21 protein-coding genes and 1 tRNA gene are annotated in these 23,035 nt (G+C 70.7%); 17 read left to right on the forward strand and 5 right to left on the reverse strand.

All coding sequences use genetic code 11. The annotated features are described in order from the left end of the window. Positions 1-831 (forward strand): ABC transporter permease subunit, encoded by an 831-nt coding sequence (locus AB0J40_RS22945; protein ID WP_364456227.1) that lies wholly within the window; start codon positions 1-3, stop codon positions 829-831. Between the two features lie 78 nt (positions 832-909). On the opposite strand, the gene AB0J40_RS22950 is transcribed toward AB0J40_RS22945, so the two are convergent. Next, positions 910-2,070, reverse strand: coding sequence for a macrolide family glycosyltransferase (locus AB0J40_RS22950; protein WP_364456229.1), 1,161 nt, complete (start codon positions 2,068-2,070; stop codon positions 910-912). An 87-nt stretch (positions 2,071-2,157) separates the two neighbouring features. On the opposite strand from AB0J40_RS22950, the gene AB0J40_RS22955 reads away from it, so the two are divergent. Together AB0J40_RS22955 and AB0J40_RS22960 are read left to right on the forward strand one after the other, a co-directional pair. After that, positions 2,158-3,288: an acyl-CoA dehydrogenase family protein gene (locus AB0J40_RS22955; RefSeq protein ID WP_364456231.1), complete on the forward strand. Its 1,131-nt coding sequence runs from the start codon at positions 2,158-2,160 to the stop codon at positions 3,286-3,288. Further along, on the forward strand, positions 3,285-4,712 hold the full coding sequence (locus AB0J40_RS22960) for an AMP-binding protein (RefSeq protein WP_364456233.1): 1,428 nt from the start codon (positions 3,285-3,287) through the stop codon (positions 4,710-4,712). The genes AB0J40_RS22955 and AB0J40_RS22960 overlap by 4 nt, the downstream gene beginning before the upstream one ends. A gap of 67 nt (positions 4,713-4,779) precedes the next feature. On the opposite strand, the gene AB0J40_RS22965 is transcribed toward AB0J40_RS22960, so the two are convergent. Both AB0J40_RS22965 and AB0J40_RS22970 read right to left on the reverse strand, forming a co-directional pair. Further along, a complete protein-coding gene (locus AB0J40_RS22965; protein ID WP_364456234.1) occupies positions 4,780-5,520 on the reverse strand; it encodes a methyltransferase domain-containing protein in 741 nt (246 codons plus the stop codon). After that, positions 5,505-7,097: a beta-N-acetylhexosaminidase gene (locus AB0J40_RS22970; RefSeq protein ID WP_364456236.1), complete on the reverse strand. Its 1,593-nt coding sequence runs from the start codon at positions 7,095-7,097 to the stop codon at positions 5,505-5,507. Before AB0J40_RS22970 ends, AB0J40_RS22965 begins: the two co-directional genes overlap by 16 nt. A gap of 243 nt (positions 7,098-7,340) precedes the next feature. Between AB0J40_RS22970 and AB0J40_RS22975 the strand changes: the two genes are divergently transcribed. Continuing rightward, on the forward strand, positions 7,341-8,003 hold the full coding sequence (locus tag AB0J40_RS22975; protein ID WP_364456237.1) for a GPP34 family phosphoprotein: 663 nt from the start codon (positions 7,341-7,343) through the stop codon (positions 8,001-8,003). A 75-nt stretch (positions 8,004-8,078) separates the two neighbouring features. Here the strand turns inward: AB0J40_RS22975 and AB0J40_RS22980 are convergent, their stop codons facing one another. Next, positions 8,079-9,140 carry an LLM class flavin-dependent oxidoreductase gene (locus AB0J40_RS22980; RefSeq protein WP_364456239.1) on the reverse strand — a complete coding sequence of 354 codons (1,062 nt, stop codon included), beginning with the start codon at positions 9,138-9,140 and terminating at the stop codon, positions 8,079-8,081. A 220-nt stretch (positions 9,141-9,360) separates the two neighbouring features. Between AB0J40_RS22980 and AB0J40_RS22985 the strand changes: the two genes are divergently transcribed. The 9 genes from AB0J40_RS22985 (at position 9,361) to AB0J40_RS23025 (ending at position 17,514) form a co-directional block, all read left to right on the forward strand. Beyond that, entirely contained in the window at positions 9,361-10,323 is a 963-nt protein-coding gene (locus AB0J40_RS22985; protein WP_364456241.1) for a hypothetical protein, read from the forward strand. Between the two features lie 20 nt (positions 10,324-10,343). Further along, on the forward strand, positions 10,344-11,414 hold the full coding sequence (locus AB0J40_RS22990) for a hypothetical protein (protein WP_364456243.1): 1,071 nt from the start codon (positions 10,344-10,346) through the stop codon (positions 11,412-11,414). Beyond that, positions 11,414-12,472: an FAD-dependent oxidoreductase gene (locus AB0J40_RS22995; RefSeq protein ID WP_364456244.1), complete on the forward strand. Its 1,059-nt coding sequence runs from the start codon at positions 11,414-11,416 to the stop codon at positions 12,470-12,472. The genes AB0J40_RS22990 and AB0J40_RS22995 overlap by 1 nt, the downstream gene beginning before the upstream one ends. 56 nt (positions 12,473-12,528) lie before the next feature. Next, a tRNA-Trp gene (locus AB0J40_RS23000) sits at positions 12,529-12,607 on the forward strand. A gap of 55 nt (positions 12,608-12,662) precedes the next feature. Then, the gene (locus AB0J40_RS23005) at positions 12,663-13,532 is read left to right on the forward strand and encodes an alpha/beta fold hydrolase (protein ID WP_364456246.1); all 870 of its coding nucleotides are present in this window, start codon (positions 12,663-12,665) and stop codon (positions 13,530-13,532) included. Positions 13,533-13,552: 20 nt separating this feature from the next. Continuing rightward, positions 13,553-14,419, forward strand: a complete 867-nt coding sequence (locus AB0J40_RS23010; RefSeq protein WP_364456248.1) for a VOC family protein — start codon at positions 13,553-13,555, stop codon at positions 14,417-14,419. Continuing rightward, positions 14,416-15,780, forward strand: coding sequence for a peptidase dimerization domain-containing protein (locus AB0J40_RS23015; RefSeq protein ID WP_364456250.1), 1,365 nt, complete (start codon positions 14,416-14,418; stop codon positions 15,778-15,780). Before AB0J40_RS23010 ends, AB0J40_RS23015 begins: the two co-directional genes overlap by 4 nt. Then, positions 15,777-16,934: a Rieske 2Fe-2S domain-containing protein gene (locus AB0J40_RS23020; RefSeq protein WP_364456252.1), complete on the forward strand. Its 1,158-nt coding sequence runs from the start codon at positions 15,777-15,779 to the stop codon at positions 16,932-16,934. The genes AB0J40_RS23015 and AB0J40_RS23020 overlap by 4 nt, the downstream gene beginning before the upstream one ends. Then, a complete protein-coding gene (locus tag AB0J40_RS23025) occupies positions 16,927-17,514 on the forward strand; it encodes a UbiX family flavin prenyltransferase (protein WP_364456254.1) in 588 nt (195 codons plus the stop codon). Before AB0J40_RS23020 ends, AB0J40_RS23025 begins: the two co-directional genes overlap by 8 nt. Positions 17,515-17,594: 80 nt before the next feature. Here AB0J40_RS23025 and AB0J40_RS23030 read toward each other — a convergent pair whose 3' ends face one another. Beyond that, positions 17,595-19,007, reverse strand: coding sequence for a UbiD family decarboxylase (locus AB0J40_RS23030; RefSeq protein WP_364456256.1), 1,413 nt, complete (start codon positions 19,005-19,007; stop codon positions 17,595-17,597). Positions 19,008-19,196: 189 nt separating this feature from the next. Here AB0J40_RS23030 and aceA point away from each other — a divergent pair, with 189 nt between their 5' ends. The 4 genes from aceA (at position 19,197) to AB0J40_RS23050 (ending at position 22,920) form a co-directional block, all read left to right on the forward strand. Continuing rightward, complete coding sequence (aceA, locus tag AB0J40_RS23035) at positions 19,197-20,492, forward strand: isocitrate lyase (protein WP_364456258.1); 1,296 nt, start codon at positions 19,197-19,199, stop codon at positions 20,490-20,492. A 109-nt stretch (positions 20,493-20,601) separates the two neighbouring features. Beyond that, positions 20,602-21,222 carry a hypothetical protein gene (locus AB0J40_RS23040; protein ID WP_364456260.1) on the forward strand — a complete coding sequence of 207 codons (621 nt, stop codon included), beginning with the start codon at positions 20,602-20,604 and terminating at the stop codon, positions 21,220-21,222. Between the two features lie 45 nt (positions 21,223-21,267). After that, complete coding sequence (locus tag AB0J40_RS23045; RefSeq protein ID WP_364456262.1) at positions 21,268-21,540, forward strand: acyl carrier protein; 273 nt, start codon at positions 21,268-21,270, stop codon at positions 21,538-21,540. A gap of 30 nt (positions 21,541-21,570) precedes the next feature. Further along, the gene (locus tag AB0J40_RS23050; RefSeq protein ID WP_364456263.1) at positions 21,571-22,920 is read left to right on the forward strand and encodes an NAD(P)/FAD-dependent oxidoreductase; all 1,350 of its coding nucleotides are present in this window, start codon (positions 21,571-21,573) and stop codon (positions 22,918-22,920) included. Positions 22,921-23,035 lie beyond the last annotated feature (115 nt).

The following is a 23,035-nucleotide window of genomic DNA, read 5'->3' on the forward strand; positions in this document are numbered from 1 at the left end:
ATGACGACCGCAACCGCGTTGCCCGCCGCGAAGACTTCGCCGGGCATCACCAACACACTCGCCGCCGAGTGGACCAAGCTCAAGTCGGTCCGGTCGACGTGGGTCGTCGTCGTCTTCGCGGCCGTCGTCAGCGTCGGGTTCTCCGTGCTGTTCAGCTTCCTGACCGAGCAGGACTACCAGAACCTGCCCGCCGGCCAGACGGCGGACTTCGACTCGGCGGGCACCGCCATGGTCGGGATGAACCTCGGCCTGATCCTCATCTCGGTGCTCGGGGTGCTGGCCGTGTCCGGGGAGTACTCGACCGGCATGATGCGGCTGACCCTGTCGATCACACCGCACCGCGGCCGGGTCCTGGTCGCGAAGGCCGTGGTCGTCGGGCTGCTGGCGTTCGTCCTCGGCACGCTGTTCGCCTCCGCCGCGTTCTTCGTCGGGCAGCTGGTCCTCGGCATCAACCCGCACATCCCGACGCTGGGCCTCGGCGGCCCGGGCGTAGTGCGTAGCCTGCTCGGCTGGGGTGCGGAGTTCGCGGCGTTCGCGCTGCTGGCCCTGTCGTTCGGCGTGATGATGCGCAGCGCGGCGGGTGCGATCGCGACGGCGATCGGCTTCATCTTCGCCCCGGCGATCCTGGGCGCGCTGCTGCCGGCGTGGGTGCAGCGCGACATCCTGGCGTACTTCCCGGCGTCGGCGGCGGAGCAGCTGAGCACGGCCCAGCTCAAGACGGACTCGGCGACCTACCTCGGCCCGCTGACCGGCGGCGGGACGCTGCTGACGTGGGTGGCGGTCGCGCTGGTGGTGGCGTTCTCCCTGATGGGCAAGCGCGACTCCGGCTGAGCAGGCAGTCTCCCGCGGCTCGGTCGTGAGTGAGAAACAGGGTTAGAACACTGTTTCTCACTCACGACCGTTTTGCGGTCAGAGGGCGAGGATGCGGTCGGCCGCGGCAGCCGTACCGCCGCTCTCGCGCGTGTGGTCGCGCATCGCGCGCATGCGGGCGCCGATGCCTTCGTCCGCCGCCACTTCCAGCACCGCGTCGCGGATCGACTCCGGGGTCAGCTCCGCGCGGGGCAGCCGCCGGCCGAGGCCCAGTTCCACCACCCGCTCGGTGTTGACCTCCTGCTCGCCGTGCATCGGCACCAGCACCAGCGGCGTCCCGCAGTAGAACGCCTCCATCACGCTGCCCATGCCCGCCGACGTCACGAACGCCGACGCGTGCCGCAGCACCGCCGGGTGCGGAACCCATTGCCGCGCCTCGACGTTCGGCGGCAGCTCGCCCAGCGAGTCCGGATCGACGCCGCCGCCCAGCGTCATCACGACGTTCCAGGGCAGGGAAGCGAACGCGCGGGCGCACTGGCGGAAGAAGCCCGGCTGGTCGTTGAACGCCGACGTGCCCAGCGACACCAGCAGCACCGGATCGCCGTTGGACGGCGGCTCCCAGCCCGTCAGCGCCCGCTGCGGGCCGAAGCACGGGCCGGTGAACGTGTGCCGCTCGTCGAACGTCTCGCCCGCGTACTGGAAGCCGCGGGGGATGAGGACCAGCTTGTGGTCGCGGCCGTCGTCGAGGAACTCCTCCGCGGTCCGGCCGGGAGCTTCGGCGGCCAGCAGCGCGTTCAGATCGGCGAGGAAGTCGTAGGAGTCCTCTGTGGACTCCGGAGCCGGGTGCCGCGCCACGTGCGCGGGCAGCGAGTAGTGCTCGTTGGACGCGAAACACGCCGAAAGCTGGACCGTCGGGCACGGGACGTCGTGGGCGAGCACGCGGCCCGCGATCCACATGGTCGAGTCGAACGCGAGCACGTCGGGCGGGTCGTCCGCCAGGAGCTTCCGCACCGGCGCCAGCGGTTCGAGACAGCTGGACGCGCCGGTCAGCGCGGCCGCGAGGCGATGGGAACCCGGGTCGTCGGCCGGCTCGTCGTACCCGAGCGGCCGGGCGCCGGTCGCCGCGATCCGGCCGGCGAACGCGCCGCCGGTGGCCACCGTGACCCGGTGGCCGCGCCGGACCAGCTCGCCGAGGACGTCCAGAACCGGGGTCACGTGCCCGTAGCCGGGCAGGGTGCAGAGCACGACGTGTCGGGTCACACCGGCCATGCTCGCACCGGGAATTCGGGGATTTCGCCAGACATCCCGCCGTTAGCCTCGGGCGCGGACACTCGTGGAGGTGGGCGGATGGACTTCGGCTGGACCGCGGACCAGCGGCAGCGCTACGACCGGACGGTGGCCGACACCCGGGCGGCCTTCCCGGCCGCGGCCGAGTACGCGTTCAGCCGCGAAAACTGGGCGCTGCTGGGCAAGTTCGGTGTCCTGGGCGCGAGCGTGCCGACCGGACACGGCGGTGGCGGCCTGACGGCCCTGGAGACGGCGCACGTGTTCGAGGCCGCCGGCCGGGGCTGCCCCGACACCGGACTCGTTTTCGGCGCGGCCGCGCACCTGTTCGCCTGCACCATGCCGATCGCCGACTTCGCCCCGGAAGCCTTGCGCGAGCGGCTGTTGCCCGGCCTCGCCGCCGGGGACCTCGTCGCGGGCAACGCGATGACCGAGCCCGAAGCGGGCTCCGACGTCGGCGCGCTGCGGACCACGGCGACCCCGGTCGACGGCGGTTATCTGCTCAACGGCGTCAAGAACTTCGTCAGCAACGGTCCGGTCGCCGACGTCCTGGTCACCTACGCGGTCACCGACCCGGCCGCCGGCCACTGGGGCATCACGGCGTTCGCGCTCGACGCCCGGTCGCCGGGCATCACCCGGGGCGAGCCGTTCGGCAAGCTGGGCATGGAAGGCTGCCTGGCCTGCGAAATCACCTTCACCGACTGTTTCGTGCCCGCGGACGCCGTCCTCGGCGAACCCGGCCAGGGCTCGGCGATCTTCCAGCACTCGATGGGCTGGGAACGCGCCTGCCTGTTCGCGCTGTACCTCGGGGTGCAGGACCGGCTGATCGACCGCTGCCTCGAGCACGTGCGCGGCCGCCGCCAGTTCGGCAAGCGGCTCGCGGAGTTCCAGTCGGTGTCCAACCGGGTCGTGGAGATGAAGCTGCGGGCCGAAAGCGCCCGCCTGCTGCTGTACCGGGCGTGCTGGGCACTCGACCGGGGCGAGGACGCGACGCTGTTCGCGGCGCTGTCGAAGCTCGCGGTGTCCGAGGGGACGGTGGCGAGCGCGACCGACGCCGTCCAGCTGTTCGGCAGCCGCGGCTACCTGCGCGAGCAGGGGATCGAAGCCGCGCTGCGGGACGCGATCGGCGGGACGATCTTCTCCGGCGCGTCCGACGTCCAGCGGCAGCTCGTGGCGATGGAACTGGGGCTGTGAGCACCGTGGAACTGCTGCACCAGCTGGTCCTCGCCGCCGCCGGGCGCACGCCGGACGCCCCGGCCGTGCACTGCGGCGACACGACCGTGACGTACCGGGAGCTCGACGAGCTGGCCGCCCGCCAAGCGGCCGGCCTGTACGCCGCCGGCGTCCGCCACGGCGACCGGGTGCTGATCTGGGCCGAGAAGAGCGTCGAGGTGGTGGCGCTCATGCAGGCGGCGCTGCGGCTCGGCGCGGTCTACGTGCCGGTCGCGCCGTCGAACCCGGTCTCGCGGGTGCGGCTCATCGCCGAGAGCTGCACGCCCGCGCTGGTCGTCACCGACACGGCGGCCGACTGGGGCCCGAACCCGCCGCCGCTCGGCTCGGTCGCGGCACTGTCCACAAGCGACGGTGACGTGCCGCCGGAGCACGTCGGCCCGGACGAGCCCGCCTACATCCTCTACACGTCCGGCTCGACCGGCGCGCCGAAGGGCGTCCTGATCAGCCACCGCAACGCGCTCGCGTTCGTCGGGTGGGCCGCGGCGGAGACCGGGCTGCACGCGGGCGACCGGCTGGCCAACCACGCGCCGTTCAACTTCGACCTGTCGGTGTTCGACCTCTACGGCGCGTTCTTCGCCGGGGCGTCGGTGGACCTGGCGGGCTCGGACCTGTCGTACTCGCCCGTCGAGCTGGCGGACTTCCTGCACGGCCGCGGGATCAGCGTCTGGTACTCGGTGCCGTCGGCGCTGCTGCTGATGATGCGCCACGGCGGCCTGCTGGACCGGGCCGCCCCGGCGGCCCTGCGGGTCTGCGTGTTCGCCGGGGAGCCGTTCCCGATCGCCGGGGTGCAGACGCTGCGCCGCGCGTGGCCGGAGGTCCGGCTGTTCAACTGGTACGGCCCGACCGAGACGAACGTCGTCACGAGCTACGAGGTGACTGCGGCGGACCTCGCGCGGACGGGCGGCCTGCCGATCGGGCGGGCGTGTTCGGGGGCGACGCTGACGCTGTCGGACGGCGAGATCGTCGTCGAGGGCCCGACGGTGATGCTGGGCTACTGGGGCGCGGCCCCGCAGCTGGGCGGCTACCGCACGGGCGACCTCGGCCGGTACGACGAGGCGGGCGAGCTGGAGTACGCGGGCCGCCGCGACGCGATGGTCAAGCTGCGCGGCCACCGGGTCGAGCTGGGCGAGATCGAGACGGCGCTGGCCCGCCACCCGGCGGTCGCCGAGGTGGCGGTGGTGGTCGCGGGCACGGGCATCGACGCGCGGCTGCGCGCGGTGGTCGTCCCGCGCCCCGGCGAGCGCGTGACGCTGCTGGGCATGAAGGCCCACTGCGCGGCGCACCTGCCGAAGTACATGATCGTGGACGAGGTGGTGACGGCGGCGGAGCTCCCCCGCACGGCGAACGGCAAGACCGACCGCGCCAAGCTGGCCGCCGCGCACTGACTTCCCGCCCCGACCGGGAAACGAGAAGGGGCGGTCCCGACGCCGGGACCGCCCCTTCTCCGTGTGTTCAGGCGCGGGCGACGACGTAGTGGGTCGGCAGGTTCAGCACCGAACCGTCGGCCAGCGTCTCCGTCGTGCGCAGCAACAGCTCGCCGCCGTCCACGACGGTGAAGCCCGCCACCTCGTACACCGTCTCCAGCTCCGCCTCGCCCGCCGCCGGCTGGAGGCCGATGCCGAAGTAGATCGACACGCGCTCCAGCTTCGGCAGGTCGTTGGCGGGGTCGGCGATGAGCTGTTGCATGTACGTGTAGCTCGCCGGGGTCAGCTCCTGGTTGAACACGCACCCGCGCGCCCCGGCGAGCACCGCCAGGTTGCGGGCGCACGCCACCCGGCGGTCGACCGGCAGCTGGTGGATCACGCCCGACAGGTAGATGTTCACGTCGCCGTGCCGCGACCGGAACTCGGCCACGGCCGAGTCGTCGAGCACGTCCAGCAGCTCGTACGAGACGTTGTCCGCGCCGTTCTCCGCCCGCGCCCGGTTCAGCGCGGCTTCGGCGATGTCGACGCCGACGACCCGGTCGTACAGCCCGGCCAGGTACTTCGTCTGGGTCCCGTTGCCGCAGCCGAGGTCGACCAGCGGCAGCGCGGGGTCGAAGTGGGCCTTGAACAGCTCGGCGTGCGCGGCCGCGCCGTCGGCGGGCTCGCAGTCCCAGAACGCCGCTCCCGTGCGGTCCGGGAGGTCCGTCCAGTAGGCCTCCCAGACCCGCCCGTCCTTGTTCGTCATGGTGGGCCTCAGTTCTTCTGCCACGGGATCTCCGGTGCGGGGTAGAACTTCACGCCCGCCGCCGTCCAGCGCGGGCCCTGGGCGGCCAGCCGGGACGCGAAGGACGTCCAGTCGTGGCTCGCCTGCGGGGACCAGCCGATCTCGGCGATCGCGGGCAGCCGCGGGAAGGCCAGGTAGCGGGCGTCGTCGAGGCTGCGCACGGTGTCCGTCCACAAAGGAGCTTCGACGCCGTCGATGTTCGAGGCCAGCGCGCCCGGCACGACCGCCGTCGGGTCCCAGCCGTACGCGGCCTGGACGCTGATGTCGCCCGCCCACTCGAGACCGAGGTCGCCGGCCGGGACGCCGGGGGCGTACTTCATGTCCAGGTAGGTGTAGACGCACGGCGCCATGATCAGCTTCGCGCCCTTCTGGCTGGCTTCGCCGACTTCGTTCTGGGTGCCGTCGTAGATCCAGAACTCGCCGGTCGCGCCCTGCGGCGGGGTCGCGGTGAGCATCTCCGCCCAGCCCAGCAGCTTCTTGCCGAGCTTGGCCACCATCGGCGCGACCTTCGCCATGAACGCCGTGTACTGGGCGTCGTCGAGGTCCTGGATCTCGTCGCCGCCGACGTCGAGGTAGCCGCCCGGCGTCAGCGCCGCGACCTGGGTGAGCACGTCGTTGACGAACTTGTACGTGATGGGCTTGTCCACGCACAGGTCCGAGCGCGGCGCGGGGGTGAGTCCGGTGTAGATCGGGCCGGCGACGCCGTCGCAGTTCAGTTCGGCGTAGGAGGACAGCGCCGCGCCGAAGTGCGAGGGCATCTCGATCTCCGGCACGATCGTGACGTGCCGGCTCTGCGCGTAGGCGACGATGTCGCGGTACTGGGCCTGGGTGTAGAAACCACCGGCCCCGCCGCCGGACCCGGTGCTCGCGCCCTTCGCCGTCAGGTTCGGCCAGCCGGCGATCTGGATCCGCCAGCCCTGGTCGTCGGTCAGGTGCAGGTGCAGGTTGTTGACCTTGTACAGCGCGATGTCGTCGATGTACTTCTTGACGTCGGCCACCGGCAGGAAGTGCCGGGCGACGTCGAGCATGGCGCCGCGGTAGGCGTAGCGCGGGTAGTCGAGGATGTGGCCGCCGGGCACGGTGAGCGGCCCGTCGAGCGAGGCGGGCAGGAGCTGCCGCAGCGTCTGCACGCCGTTGAAGAGACCGGCGGGCTTGGCGGCCCGGATCGTCACGCCGGAGGCGGTGCTGTCGAGCTGGTAGCCCTCGGCGCCGACGCGGGGGTCCGCGCCGCCGAGCACCAGCGAGATCCCGGGCAGCGCCGGCGGGAGCGCCGGGGTGGTGAGCACGGGCAGGCGGAACCGGGTCGCCGGGCGCAGCAGGCCCGCGAGGTAGTCGCCGACCTGGCGGGCGTCGGCGCCGCCGGAGGTGAACACCACCGCGTCCGGCCCCAGCCGGTAGCGGACCGCCGGGTCCGGCGTCACCGACACCGGGGCCGGCACGATCTGCTGGAGGGTGGAGACGGCCGGAACCGCCTGCGGTGCGGCGCCGGCGGGCACCACGGGGGCGAGCAGGCCGAGGAGGGAGAGGAACAGCACCCCACGCCTGGCACTTCGAGCGGTCATGAGCCGTCCATTGCGGATAGTGGTGAGTGGTCCCTTTCTCTTAACCGCCCGCTCGGGCGCGAGTCCACCCGATCGGCCGACGTCTGGGGAGACTGCTAAGCCCGGCTACTCCGCCTGCCGGAACAACTAAGGTTGTGAACCGACAACCTTCCGTCACCGGCTGTCAACCTTTGGCCGTTTTCCGCGCCGGATCCGATCCGTCAAGATCGAGTGGTACGCAAGCCACAGAAACGGGTGACCGACATGACCGACACGCCGACCTCCGTTCACTACCGCGCCTACCTGCTCGCCTACGACGTCGAGAAGGAAGACCTCTACGACCGCACGCGCACGGCGTTCCTGACCCGTGCCGGCGTGCTCACGGAGCTGGCGCTGCGCGGCAACATCGCCGACGAAGACGGCGACGCCGTGCTGGTGAAGTCCGACCCGACCGGCGACCCGGTGCTCGACCGGCTGCTGGCCCAGATCGGCAACGAGAAGCGCAGCTGGAAGTCGTGGATCCGGCACGACTACAAGGAAACCCTCGAGCAGATCGAGGAGCAGCTGGCGGAGCGGAAGCTGCTGGCCGTCGAGGAGAAGAAGGTCCTCGGCGTGGTCCCGAAGACGCACGTGACGCTGACCGACCCGGCGGTCGCGAAGGCCCTGCAGGCGCACGCGGTCGAGGTCCTGCACGGCTCCACGCCGGCGGCCGAGATCGGCGCGGACGACGCGGCGCTGGTGGCGCTGGCGGCGGCGGGCACGGTCCCGAGCGTCGTCACGCGCAAGGAGAGCAAGGGCGAGTACAAGGACCGCATCGAGGAGCTGACCGACCGCGTGGGCGAGGTGGCGCCGGGCCTGGAGAAGGCGCTGCGCGGCATCCGGTTGACGATGATCGCCGCGCAGGGCGGCCTCGGCTTCAGCGGCTGACCCCCGGCGCACGACGAAAGGCCCGGTGACTCGGTCACCGGGCCTTTCGCCTTCTCACCCTGGGAGCGGGTGGAGTCACGCGAACGCGGGCATCACCTTGTCCGCGAACAGGTTCAGCGTGCGGGTCATCGTCTCGGCCGACTGGCCGCCGAAGTCCAGGTTCCACAGGATGACGTCCGGGCCGAGCACGTCCCGCACCTCTTCGATGCGCCCGCGCACGGTGTCCGGCGAGCCGACGACCGCCTTGGCCTCGAGCCCGTCGGTCTCCAGGTCGAAGCTGGCCATCTGCCGCGCCATCGCCGTGTACCCCTCATAGGCGGGCGATTCCACGTTGTGCCAGGACAGGATCGCTTCCTTGAAGGCGTTGAACGACTTCACCATGTACGGCACGGCCAGGTCGCGGGCCTCTTCGTCGCTGTCGGCGATCAGCAGCGGGATGCTCACCGCGAACTTCGGCTTGCGGCCCGATTCGCCGTGCTGTTCCAGGAAAGCACTGCGGTACAGCTCGACGTACTCGCGCTTGCGGGCCATCTCGTTGAGCTGCGTCGAGCTGATCAGCAGGTTGAACCCCTTGCGGCCGGTCCAGTCGAAGCTCGCCGGGGTCGCCAGCGCGGCCACCCACACCGGCGGGCCGGGCTGCTGCACCGGGGCGGGGAGCGAATTGGCGTTCTCGTAGGAGAAGAACGGCGTGTCCTCGGTGACGTCCTGCTCGTGCCACAGCCGGACGACGGCCTCGATCGTGGCCAGGAACCGCTCGCGGCTGGTGTCCATGTCGACGCCGAACGCCTCGAACTCGTACGGCAGGAACGCCCGCGCGAACCCGACGTCCAGGCGGCCGCCGCTCATCACGTCGACCTGCGCCGCGTGCGCGGCGATCTGGATCGGGTGGTGGAACGACGCCTGGATGCCGCCCGTCATCAGGCGGATCGACTGCGTCCGCGCGGCCACGGCCGACAGGAACGCCAGCGGGCTGGGGGAATACCCACCGTAGGAGCGCAGGTAGTGCTCGGTCATCTTGACGTAGTCCAGGCCGAGCCGGTCGGCGAGAACGCTGACCTCCAGCACGTCCTGGAAGTACTGCGAGGCGGACGTGGTCCGCGGATCGCAGTCCGGCAACAGCGAAACGCCATACTCCACTTCTGATCCCTCCGACGGATGGGCTGACGAGCTGCCAGCGTCGAGCCACCCGCCACACCCGCGATACCCGCCCTAACAACTCAACCCTGGGGTAACCCTTAAGAACTCCCGTGCCCGGGGCTGGGGTTTTGCCTAGAGCCCGGGTGCTAGCCCGGCGTCGCGCGGCACCCGGTCAGTAGCGTCGCGGCAGCCGCGTCGGATCGTGCGTAAGGGGAATTCGGTGACTCTGGGGTATCTCTTCGGTGCGAACATCTCCGATCCCGACCCGGAGCACGGCGCACACCTCTACGAGACCTACCCGGCGATGCGCCGGACGTACGAAGAGGTCCGCGACTGGACCGGCATCGAACCGCGCGTGCTGCTGCGCGGCGAGTTCGAGCCCCGTGGCGACCACGACCGCTTCAGCCAGGCCGGGATGCGGCTGGCCGCGCTGGCGCTCGGCATCCACGACGTCCTCGCCGAGTCCGACATCCACCCGGCCGTCGCCGGCGGCATCAGCCTCGGCGGCCTGATCGCGAGCTCGGTGGCGGGCGCGGTCGACCGCCGCACCCTGTTCGACCTGCTGGTGCGCGAGGCGAAGACGCCGCTGCCGGACCCGGCGCCGCCGGCCCAGGGCGCGGCCATCGCGTTCCTCCCGGTGACCGAAGATCCGACGTACTACTACGGCGACCGCCGTCCGGGCGTGTACCTCGGCGGCGACTTCGGCGTCCTCGCCGACGGCACCGCGCGGCTGCTCATGCTCAGCGGTACCGCCGAGGCCCTCGAGAAGCTCGTCGCGCAGAGCCCGCCCGGCATGGTGAGCGTCATCGACGGCCAGCCGTTCGCCGTCCACTCGCCGCTGCGCCGGTACGCGACCGACTTCATGGCCCCGACGGTGGCCGCGATGCCCGTGGCCGACCCGCGCATCCCGGTGTGCTCGTTCCTCGAAGAACGTGCGCTGACGACGGCCGCCGAGGTCCGGGACCTGTTCCAGCGCAACAAGACCACGACGATGAGCCTGCCGCACGTGTGCGCCGGGATGAAGGGCCAGGGCGTCCGGCTGGCGTTCGTCCTCGGCCCGACGCTGCCCGCCGGGGTGCTCGACTTCCCGTTCCCCGTCGTGCGGATCACCGAGCCGCACCACGTCACCGAAGCCATGACCGCCATCTACGACTACGCCGTCGACCTCGTCGCGCCCGCCTGAACCCGTACCAAGGAGAGACCGTGAGCACCCGCACGCACGAACGTGCCAGCCTGACCGACCACTGGTTGTCCCTCGACCTCGACGCGTGGACGCGGCACGTGGTGCGGCGGCACTTCAACCCCGAGCTCGGCAGCCCGTACTGGCTCAAGCGCGCCACCGAGCTGTCCTTCGACCCGAGGGACATCACGCGCTACGACCAGCTCGCCGAGTTCGGTCCGTTCCCGCCCGGCGACCTGCGCGGCATGGACCCCGGCGACCTGGTGCCGCGGATCGTGCCCCGCCCGCTGATCGGCCGCGTCTGGGAGTCCGGCGGCACCACCGGCGACCCGGTGCGCGTGTTCTACACCGAGGACATGATGACCCACCGCGTCGAGTGGCGGCGCTGGTCGTACCTCTTCGACGGCTACCAGCCGGGCCGCACCTGGCTGCAGGCGACGCCGAGCGGGCCGCACCAGATCGGCAACGGCGCGATCGAGCTGTCCGAGCAGCTGGCCGGGCTGGTGTACGGCATCGACATGGACCCGCGGTGGATCAAGCAGCTCATCCGCGCCGGCAAGATGAAGGAGCTGGGGGAGTACACCGAGCACGTGCTCGCGCAGATCGTCGACATCCTGCGTTCGCAGCACGTCCACTACCTCAACACCACGCCCGCGCTGCTGCAGAAGCTCATCGCGCGGCAGCCGGAACTGGTCGCCGCCCTCGACGGCGTGCGCCTGGGCGGCACGCACATGAGCCCGCGGATGTACCAGGACTTCGTCAAGGCCCTCGACGGCGGGCTCGTGCGCTCGGGCTACGGCAACACCTTCGGCAACGCGGTGAGCCTGCACCCCGAGGACGGCGGCGCGATCCTGCCGTACGCCCCCACCTACCCGCAGGTGACGATGTCCGTTGTGGACCCTTCGGACTTCCGGCAGAACGTCGACAACGGACAGTTGAAGCTGACCGTGCTGCACGAGGACCTCTTCCTGCCCAACCTGCTGGAGCGCGACGAGGCGACGCGCTACGACACGAAGGGCGAGTGGCCGGTCGACGGCGTCTACAACGTGCGGCCGCTGCAGGTCAGCCAGGCCGCGCCGGAAGGGCTCTACTGATGGCGCCGAAGGTGGTCGTCGTCGGCGCCGGGGTCATCGGCGCCGCGGTGGCCTACCACCTGGCGAACCGCGGGGCGCGCGTGCACTGCGTCGACCGCGCGGACCGGCCCGCCGCGGGCACCACGGAAGTCGGGTTCGCGACGGCGACGGCGTACCGGCGCTTCCCGAAGTCCTATTTCGAGCTGAACCAGGCCGGTATCGCCGAGCACACGGCGCTGGCCGGGGACTCCGCGCCCTGGTGGCACCGCACCGGGACGGTCGCGTGGACCGACGACGAGTCGTTCGCCGGCTACCTCGCCCAGCTCGAAGAGTGGGGCTGCCCGGTCGAGCGGTACGCGGCGGACGACACCTCGGTGGTCTTCCCCGCGTCCGGACCGGTCGCGTTCCTGCCGTCCGAGGGCTGGATCGACGCGGTCGCCTTCACCCGCCACCTCCTGGACCAGGCCGTTTCCCTCGGGGCCACGCTGGACCTGAACGCCGAGGTGACGTCGGTGTCGGGCGGGGTCGGGCTCGCGGACGGCCGCCGGATCGAGGCCGACGTCGTGGTCAACGCCACCGGCTCGGCCGCGGACGAAATCGGCGCGCTGGCCGGCGCCCGCCCGTTCCTCGGGCCGCCGCGGCGCAGCCTGATCGCGCACCTGCTGGTCGACGGCGACCCGCTGCCGTACATCCTGCGCGCCCCCGAGGTCAGCATCCGGCCGGACGGGCCCGGGCGCGTGGTCCTGCGCTCGGACCGCGTCGACCGCGGCCTGCCCCCGCGCTCGGGGACGCCCGACCCGGAGTTCGTGAAGGACCTCCTGGACCGGGCGGCGAAGGTGGTGCCGCTGCTGGGGACCGCGACCGTCCGCACGGCCGAGGTGGTCGACGCGCGGTGTGCGCGGGACGAACTGCCCAGTGTCGGCCCGCTGTCCGCCGTGCCGGGGTACTACGAGGCCGTCGCCAGCGCCGGGGTGACGCTCGCGCCGCTGTTCGGCAAGGCCCTCGCGGCCCGGATCGTCGACGGCGAGCCCGACCCGCTGGTCGACGTCTTCACTCCCGACCGGTTCGGGGCAAGCTAGAAAGTTCCCCAAAAAATCTCTCGCATACTGATCTCGCACCGGGAAACCGGTCGCGAAGGGGTGTAGCTCTCAACTGGCCAGAGCAGCGGTTTCCAACACCGACGGTTGCAGGTTCGAGTCCTGCCGCCCCTGCCACGAACACCTGCGCCACCGGTCCCGGCCGGGCCCGCCGACCGTTGGGAGTACCGAGGTGACCATCTGGACCGAGCTGCTGGGCAGCCAGACCCACCTGCTCGGCGAGAAGTACCGGACCCGCGTGGTCGAAGCCGGCGACGGCGAGCCGCTCGTCCTGCTGCACGGGGTGGGCGGGCACGCCGAGGCCTACGCGCGCAACGTGACCCGGCTCGGCGAGCGGTACCGCGCGATGGCGATCGACCTGCTCTGGCACGGTTTCTCCGCCAAGCCGGAGTTCACCCACGACGCCGTCGGCACGTACGTCGACCAGGTGCTCGACCTGCTCGACTCGCAGGGCATCGAACGCGCGCACCTCGAAGGCGAGTCGCTCGGCGGCTGGGTCGCGCTGACCCTCGCCCTGGAGCACCCCGACCGCGTCGGGAAGCTGGTGCTCAACACCACCGCCGGCATCAAGTGGGATCCGGGCTCGGTCAACGAGCGGCCCGCCGAAGGGCGTGAAGCCCTGCGTGCCCGGTCGCTGGCCGCGATCGAGGACCCGACCCCCGAGACCATCCGCACCCGGCTGGAGTGGCTGATGGCCACGCCCGACCGCGTCACCGACGAACTGGTCGAGGTCCGCCGCCGGATCTACGCCGAGCCGGCCACGAACGCCGCGCTGCGCACGGTGTTCGAGAACTCCTTCGGGTTCGGCTCCGGGCCGAACCGGCGGATCTCCGAGGACCGGCTCGCCGCGGTGAGCGTGCCGACGCTCGTGCTGTGGTCGGACCACAACCCCGGCAGCGGGCCCGACGTGGGCCGCCGGATCGCGAAACTCATCCCGGGCGCCGCTTTCCACTGCGTCGCCGACGCCGCGCACTGGCCGCAGTGGGAACAGCCGGACGAACACGACCGCGTGGTGCTCGAGTTCCTGGGCAGCGCGGAGTGACCAGCAGGAGGACCGACCCCATGCGCATCCGCAGTCTCGCCTACGCCGGACTGTCCACAACGGACTTACCCGCCTGGGAGACGTTCGCCGCGGACGTCCTCGGCCTGCCCGGCCAGTGGGCCGACGACGAGCGCCTGCTGCTGCGCATGGACGAACGCGCCTACCGCTTCGACCTCCGCCACGGCGCCACCGAGGGGCTGGCCTGGCTGGGCTGGGAGGTGGCGAGCGCCGCCGACCTGGCCGCCCTCGAAGGCGAGCTGACCGCGGCGGGTGTCGCGGTGACCCGGGCGACGGCGGAGCTGTGCGCCGACCGGCGCGTCGCCGGCATGCTGTGGCTGACGGACCCGTCCGGCCTCCGGCACGAGCTGTTCTACGGCCAGGAAGCCGACTTCCGGCCGCTGCGCCTGACGCGCGCGCTCGACGGCTACCGGACCGGCGAGCACGGGATGGGCCACGCCGTCGTCGGCGTCAGCAACTACGCCGAAACGCTCGCGTTCCTGGTGGACACGCTCGGTTTCGGGGTCAGCGACACGTTCAAGGGCTTCATCGCGTTCCTGCACTGCAACCCGCGCCACCACTCGATCGCGCTGGTCGAGACCGACCAGCCGGGCCTGCGCCACATCATGCTGGAGACCACGACGCTCGACGACGTCGGCTCGACCATCGACGTCGCCTTCGAACGCCGGATCGTCACGCGCACGCTGGGCAGGCACAGCAACGACCGTGCCGTGTCCTTCTACCTCGAAACGCCGTCCGGCTGGGAGATCGAGTACGGCTGGGACGGTCTCGACGTGGACACCGAGGCGTGGTCGACGCGGCAGCTGGCCGGGCCGACCAGCCTGTGGGGCCACCACCACGTGACCGGCACCGAGATCAAGACGTCATGACCCCGGACGCCATCGACCCGGACATCACGAAACTGTCCGGGTGGCAGCGGGAGTGGGTCAAGGCCGCCCGCGCCGAGGTCGACGAGGACGAGCTGGCGCTGCTGTGCCAGGCGGCCACCGACATCCCCAGCCCGACCGGGTGCGAGCGCGAGCTGGCCGAGTACTTCCGCGACGTGATGTCCTCGGCCGGTCTCGACAGCCGCCTGCAGGCCATCGACGAGCGCCAGGCCAACCTCGTCACCCGGGTCGGCACCGGCCGCGCGGGCGCGCAGCTGCTCCTGCTAGCGCCGCTGGACACCGCGTTCGCCCCGGGGCGGGAGGACGCGCCGTGGCTCGGCGAAAGGCCCCGCGACGACTTCACGCTGCCCGCGCAGCGCTACGGCGACAAGGTCGTCGGGCTCGGCGCGGAGAACCCGAAGGCGTTCGCCAGCTGCGCGCTGGCCGCCGCGCTCGCCGTGCACCGCTGCGGCGTGCCGCTGGACGGGCAGCTCGTGGTCGCGCTGGTCGGCGGCAGCATGCCGGTGCTCGGCGGCGAGCAGTCGTCCCGGCGCAACTCCGGCATGAACGTCGGCACCCAGTTCCTGGTCGACCACGGCCAGTGCTCCGCCGACCTCGCGATCGTGCTCAAGCCGGGTTACTCGGTGGTGCACGAGGAGGTCGGGTTCGCGATCTTCCGGGTCGTCGTGCGCGGTTCGGTCGGCTACACCGGCAGCCGGCACAAAGGGCACTACACCAACGCGATCCTCGCCGCGGCCCGGATGATCGGGCGGCTGGAGAGCTGGTTCGCCGAGTACACCGCGCGCAACTCCTCGGGCCAGGTGGCGCCGCAGGGCGCGATCACCGCGATCCGGGCCGGCGACGGCACGAAGCCGGCGTTCAACCCGGCGACCTGCGAGTTCTGGGTCGACCTGCGGGTCAACCCGCGCACCACGGTGAACGACGTCGCCGGCCAGTTCGAGGCGGTCGTCGCCGAGCTGCGCGCGGCCGAACCGGACGTGCGCGTCGAGGTCGAGCTGGTGGCGGGCCAGGCCGGCTCGGCGACCCCCGCGGACAGCCCGGTCGTCACGCGGCTGATCCGGGCCTGGGAAGACGTCGAAGGCCGGCCGCACGTGCCGGGCAAGCCGGGCAGCGGCCTGTCCGACGGCGGGGTGCTGCGCCGCCACGGCATCCCGACCGCGCGGATCGGCCTGCCGCCCGCCACCGTGCCGAGCCCGTTCCCGGGGTTTTCCATGGGCGTCGCGGACCTGCCCGCCATGCGCCGGCTGGTCGACCTGCTGATCGGCGTCGTGGTGGACGTGACCACCCGGCAGCGGGCCGAACTGCGTGAACTCCCTGCGAGCAGCCGAGGAGAAGACCGATGACCGACACTGTTGGCGACGAGCAGGCCCCGCCGGCGCGGCGGCAGGCGACCGTCGGCGGCCCCGGCCGCCGGGACTGGTCGACCTGGCCGCGCTACGAGAAGGCGGCGCTCGGCTTCCGCGAGTACTGGTACCCGGTGGCGTGGTCGCGCAAGATCGGCCGCAAGCCGCGCGCGGTCCGCGTCCTGGGCGAGAAGATCATGCTGATCCGCGACGGCGGGGCGGTCCGTGCGCTGCACGACCGCTGCCCGCACCGCGGGGTCCCGCTGAGCCACGAGATGTCGTCTCAGGAGTTCCCCGGCACGTGGAGCTGCTGCTACCACGGCTGGACGTTCGACCTGGAGACCGGCGTGCTGGTCGCGGCGATCACCGACGGTCCGGAGTCGCCGATCTGCGGCAAGGTCACCGTGCGGACGTACCCGGTCGAGGAGGCGCGCGGCCTGGTGTGGCTGTGGCTGGGCAATGGCCCGGCGCGTCCGCTCGCCGACGACGTCCCGGAGGAACTGCTGGACCCGGCCGCTCTGGTGGTCGGCCGGATCACCGTGCGGGACGGCAACTGGCGTTTCGGCGCGGAGAACGGCTTCGACGACGGCCACGCGAAATGGCTGCACCGCAACGCGTTGTGGACCAAGCGCGTGAAGATGCCGGTGTGGAGCGAGATGAAGGTCATCCGCGACGGGCCGTGGATCACCCGCCGCAAGGACAAGATGCACTACAGCGCCTCGTTCCCCGGCCTGGGCGACTTCCCGAAGAAGAAGTGGTACCGCCGTCGCGAGGGCAACAAGACGAAGGTGTCGCTGCGGCTGCCGGGCACGCTGCGGGTGAAGTACGAGGAGTGGTCGCACTTCGAGTGGTGGGTCGCGGCGACCGCGGAGGACCACACGTACGTCCAGCTCGCCGTGATGAACAAGGGGAAGTGGCGCAACCGCCGGTTCTGGCTCTACTACTGGACGTGGGCGCGCTGGGTGTTCCACGGCATGTTCAACGACGAGGACCGGCTGATGGTGGAGGTCACCGACGCCCCGCCGGAGCGGCTGTACCGCCCCGACGTCTCGCTGACCGAATGGCGGCGGATGGTCGAGGAGGAGGCCCGGCGCAGTCCCGTCGAGGTCGTGAAGGAGCAGCAGGCGGAGCGGAGGCGGGCCAAGCATGACTGAGTCGTTCCGGCTGGTGGTCGGGATGTCCGGCTCCAGCGGCGCGATCTACGGCATCCGCCTGCTGGAGATCCTCAAGGGCATGCCGGAGGTCGAGACGCACCTGGTGGTGACGCCGGCCGCCCGCCAGACGATCGCGTTCGAGACCGACTGGACGCCTTCGTCCGTTGCCTCTCTCGCCGATTTCACCTACCGGCCCGGGGACATCGCGGCACCGATCTCGAGCGGGTCGTTCCCGATCGACGCGATGATCGTGCTGCCGTGCTCGGTGCGTTCGCTCGGCGCCATCGCCTGGTCGCAGAACGACAGCCTGCTGGTGCGGGCGGCCGACGTGACGTTGAAGGAGCGGCGGAAGCTCGTCGTCGCGTTGCGCGAGACGCCGTTGCACCTGGGGCACCTGCGGGCGATGACGCAGGTGACCGAGATGGGCGGGATCCTGGCGCCGCTGATGCCGGCGTTCTACGGCCGTCCCGCGACGCTCACCGACCTGGTGGACCACCAGGTCGGCCGGCTGTGCGACCTGCTGGGGATCAAGCCGCCGGACGAGCTGGTCGAACGCTGGCACGGCCCCGCGGCGCAGTGAAAAGGCCCCTTCCGCGGAAGGGGCCTTTCGTCTTGGTGGAAGATCGCCCGCACCGGCGTCGGTGGCGGTGCGGGCGACCTTCAGTCCAGATAGGACGCCGGCGCGTCCTCCAGCAAGGCCCGGTGGTCCACCCGCGCGACGACCTCCGGCGGCACCCGGCACGACGGTGGGAACACCGCCGGCGGCACGGGCTTGGTGCAGTCGAAGATCAGTTTCGTCTCCATCGGGCCCTTCTCCTCCCGGTTGTGCCCGTAGGTCACCGGGTTGAGCTGGCCGCCGAGGAAGCCCGGCATGATCGTCAGGTCGCGGTCGGCCTGGAAGCGCGTCGCCAGGCACCACAGCGTCTCGACCTCGTTGAAGACGTCGACGTCGTCGTCCACCACGAACACGTGCTTCAGCAACGGATCGACCGCCAGCGCCGCGCAGGCCGCCAGCTTCGGCTCGCCCTCGACGCGCTTGCTCATCGACAGGTACAGGTGCGACCGCGCCATCCCGGACAGCGGCAGGTGCACGCCGGTCACCGTCGGCACCGCTTCCTTGACCCGGCGGTGGATGCTGCCCATCCGGGGCAGCCCGCCGAGCATGCTGTGCTCGGTGTGGGCGTTGAAGACGTCGACGAAGATCGGCTTGCGGCGCATGGTGATCGCGGTGACCTTCACGTACGGCTGCGGGCCGGTGCGGGTGTAGAACCGCGGGTACTCGCCGAACGGGCCTTCGACGGCCGTGGCGTCGGGATCGGTGTCGATCACACCCTCGATGACGATCTCCGCGCGGGCCGGCACTTCGAGGTCGACCGTCTTGCAGGGGACCATTTCCAGGGACTCGCCGAGCAGGCCGCCGACGACGTCGAGCTCGCCGCCGATGCCCTCCAGTTTGGACACCGCGCCCATCAGCAGCGCCGGGTGGTGGCCGATGACGAGCGCCACCTCCATCGGCTTCTTCTGCTCACGCAGCTTGCGCAACACGTAGGCGGTGTGGTGGGCCGGGTTCACCTGGATGCCGACCTGGTCGCGGCCCTGTGCCTGGTGGCGGAAGATGCCGGCGTTGATCTTGCCGCTGTCCGGGTCGCGGCAGATGGTCACCGCCGAGGTGATGTACTTGCCCGCGTCCAGCTCCTGGTGCTTGAGCAGCGGCAGCAGGCCGACGTCGATGTCGTCGCCGGTGAGCACGACCTCCTGCACCGGCGCGGTGTCCACGGTGACCGGCTTGATCCCCGAGCCTTCCCGCCGGGCGTACTCGGGCACCATCGAGTGGACGTCCGCGCCGATGCTGCGCGCGAGCCGCTCGTAGGTGCCGTGCAGGTTGATGAGCAACGGGATTTCGGAGCCGCCCACGTTCTCGAACAGCACGGCCGGGAACCCGGGGTAGGCGGGGTCGTCCTCCATGCGGTCGACGACGGCGGTGACCTCGAACTCGGGGTCGACGTGCTTGCGCACGACCTTGACCTGGTCCGGGTCCAGCTCGGCCAGGAACGTCCGCAGATCCTTTGCCATCAAACGCCTTCCGTTCGCGAGTGGCTCGTGAACCGAGTATCCGCCCCGGTCGGGAGCCCGGCGGGGCGTGCCCGGCAAGAACTAGGGGAATGCTTCGTCCTGGCTCCGGGGTGACGCCGGGCGGGGGTGGCGCGGTGCTAAATGGTCTCGTCCACGAAGCCGCGCGTCGTCGTACGTCAGGAGAACGACATGACCGTAACCGCAGCGCCGCCCCGCGAAGCCGCGGCGGCCGACCTGGCCCGGTCCTGGGCCGAGGACCCACGGTGGCGCGGAGTCCGCCGGGACTACTCCGCCGAGGACGTCCTGCGGCTGCGCGGCAGCGTGACCGAAGAGCACACGCTCGCCCGGCTCGGCGCGGAACGGCTCTGGAAGCTCCTGCACACCGAGGACTACGTCCACGCGCTGGGTGCGCTGACCGGCAACCAGGCCGTGCAGCAGGTGCGGGCCGGCCTCAAGGCCATCTACCTCTCCGGCTGGCAGGTCGCGGCCGACGCGAACCTGTCCGGCCACACCTACCCGGACCAGAGCCTGTACCCGGCGAACTCGGTCCCGCAGGTCGTGCGCCGGATCAACAACGCGCTGCTGCGCGCCGACCAGATCAGCTGGGCCGAGGACGAAAAGGACGCCCCGCACTGGCTGGCGCCGATCGTCGCCGACGCCGAGGCGGGCTTCGGCGGCGTGCTCAACGCGTTCGAGCTGATGAAGGGCATGATCGCGGGCGGCGCCGCCGGCGTGCACTGGGAAGACCAGCTGGCCGCGGAGAAGAAGTGCGGCCACCTCGGCGGCAAGGTGCTCATCCCGACGTCCCAGCACGTCCGCACACTGCAGGCCGCGCGCCTGGCCGCCGACGTCTGCGACGTCCCGAGCCTCGTCATCGCCCGCACCGACGCCCAGGCCGCCAACCTGATCACCAGCGACGTCGACGACCGCGACAAGCCGTTCCTGACCGGCGAGCGCACGCCCGAGGGCTACCACCGCGTCCGCGGCGGCATCGAGCCGTGCGTCGCGCGGGGCCTGGCCTACGCGCCGTACGCGGATCTACTGTGGATGGAAACGTCCAAACCGGACCTGGAGGTCGCGCGGCGGTTCGCCGAGGCGATCAAGGCGGAGTACCCCGACCAGCTCCTGGCGTACAACTGCTCGCCGTCGTTCAACTGGAAGCAGCACCTCGACGACGCGACGATCGCGAAGTTCCAGCGCGAGCTGGGGCACATGGGCTACAAGTTCCAGTTCATCACCCTGGCCGGTTTCCACGCGCTGAACCATTCGATGTTCGCGTTGGCGCGCGACTACGCCGAAGAAGGCATGACGGCCTACGTCGAGCTGCAGGAGCGCGAGTTCGCGGCGGAGGCGGCCGGCTACACGGCGACGAGGCACCAGCGTGAAGTGGGCACCGGCTACTTCGACCTGGTGAGCACGGTCGTCAACCCGTCGAGCAACACGGTCGCGCTGATGGACTCCACCGAAAAGTCCCAGTTCTACTGAGCATTTCCCCAGTCGGCTCCGTGCTAAAACCAATCGACGCCACATCCAGCCACGCGATAAATGGAATTCAGGACGGTCGCTCATGCGCATGCCCGAGAACCTCGAAGACATGGTTTACGGAGTCTATGGGACCACTGAAATCGCCGTGAAGCCCTGCCCGTTCACGCAGGCCGAGATCGACGAGCTCGAGACCACCAACGAAATGCTCATCTACGTGCCCCAGGAGATCTCCGAGGCGCAGATGATCGAGACCGGGAAGCTCAACACCAACTTCCGCTGGGAAGTCGAGCAGAACATGATCAAGAGCCCGATGACCGACGAGTCGCACTGGCTCGTCTGCTCGGCCTCGCCGATCCCGGAAATGCTCGGCCAGAGCACCCAGGCCATTTCCCGGGTCTACGACGAAGAGGGTCTCGACGGCATGGACTTCCGCCGGTACCTCGCCTTCGTGCTCACCTACCGCCACCTGACCAACGAGTACCCGGACTACCGGCAGTGGTGCCTGCTCGTCGGCGGGCACTACGACCGCAGCGGGATTTCGCTGGTCGGCTTCGACAAGTTCGGCAACTTCGGGCACCACGGCTGGATGAAGAACTTCAAGGCCAAGATGTCCGGCGGGCGTTACGTCGCCTTCGCCCCGCGCAAGCACATCAACGCCGAAACCGAGCTGCTCGAGCGCCCGCGCCGCGGCTCGCGCAACAAGGCCACGCACGACGCGGGCACCGACTGAGCCGCCCGCGAACCTGGACCTGTGCCGTCACCGGAGGGAAGAACCATGGCAGACGACGAGCGCGTGGAGATCACGCGGAAGCTCGCCGAGTTCGTCGAGAAGCACCTGCTGGACGGGAAGGACGTGGGCGAGCTGACCACGACCACGCCGTTGCTGGACTGGGGTCTGCTCAACTCGATCGAGACCACCCGGCTGGTCGCCTACATCCGGGAGGAGTTCTCCGTGCGCGTCCCGCCGACGGAGATGGTGGCCCGCCACTTCAAGGACATCGAAAGCATCACCGACCTGGTGACGTCGCTGCGCACCCCGGTCGCCTGACCCCTTTCCCGAACCAGAAACGGAGAACCCGTGTCCTACGACTACGACGTCGGCATCATCGGCGGCGGCCCGGCCGGTTCCACGGCGGCTTCCTACCTGGCCAAGGCCGGCCTGTCGGTGGCCGTCTTCGAGGGTGAGACCTTCCCCCGCGAGCACGTCGGCGAGTCCCTCGTGCCGGCCGTCATCCCGGTGATGCACGACATCGGCGTCATCGGCAAGGTCGAGGCGGCCGGCTTCCCCCGCAAGTACGGGGCCGCGTGGACCTCCTCCGACACCCGCCCGACCAGCACGCTGGACTTCGACGCCGGTTCGCACGGCCTCGGCGTGGCGGAGATCGCCTACGAGGAGCGCGACCAGGACGGCGTCGACCGCGTCTACGCCTGGCACGTCGACCGCGGCCGGTTCGACTCGCTGCTGCTCAAGCACGCCGAGGAGCTCGGCGCCAAGGTCTACCACGGGATCCGGGTCAACCGGGTCGACTTCACCGACCGCGACCGGCCGGTGCTGCAGGCGAAGATCGGCGAGCAGCCCCTGGAGGTCGCCGTCCGCTGCGTGCTCGACGCGTCCGGCCGGCAGACCCTGCTGGGTCAGCAGCTGAAGGTCAAGGTGCCGGACAAGGTGTTCAACCAGTACGCGGTGCACACCTGGTTCGAGGGCCTGGACCGCGCGTCGCTGGCACGCCGTCCCGAGGACGCCGACTACATCCACGTGCACTTCCTCCCGCAGGAGAACACCTGGGTCTGGCAGATCCCGATCACCGAGACCATCACCTCGATCGGCGTCGTCACCCAGAAGGAGAAGTTCAAGGAGCACAAGGACGACCTCGAGGGCTTCTTCTGGAACTCCGTCGGCACCCGCCCGGAGATGCTGGACGCGCTGAAGAACGCCAAGCGCGTGCGGAAGTTCAAGACCGAGGGCGACTACAGCTACGGCATGAAGCAGATCGCCGGCGACTCGCTGGTGCTCATCGGCGACGCCGCCCGCTTCGTCGACCCGATCTTCTCCAGCGGCGTGAGCGTCGCGATGAACAGCGCGCGCCTGGCGGCCAAGGACGTCATCGCCGCGCACCAGGCGGGCGACTTCCGCCGCGAGCGGTTCGACAACTACGTGAACACGCTCCGCAAGGGCGTGAACATCTGGTACGACTTCATCTCGATGTACTACCGGCTGAACGTGCTGTTCACCGCGTTCATCGACGACGACCGCTACCGCAAGGACGTCATCCAGATGCTCCAGGGCGACGTCTACGACGCCGAGGAGCCGGCGGCGCTGACCGCGATGAAGGAGTACGTCGCCGCCGTCGAGGCCGACCCCACGCACCTGTGGCACGGGCACCTCGGCAGCCTGAAGGCCTCTTCTTCGGCACTGGCGCTGTTCTAGCCACCAACCCGGTCGTGGGGGGGGGGTGGGGGGGGATGAGGGTGTTTTTGTGAAAACAGCCGGGGGGCCACCCCCGCGGGGGGGAGGAGGGGCGAGAAGACACGACAGGGGGGCA

It is taken from the genome of Amycolatopsis sp. NPDC049691, from assembly GCF_040675005.1.
GTDB lineage: Bacteria > Actinomycetota > Actinomycetes > Mycobacteriales > Pseudonocardiaceae > Amycolatopsis.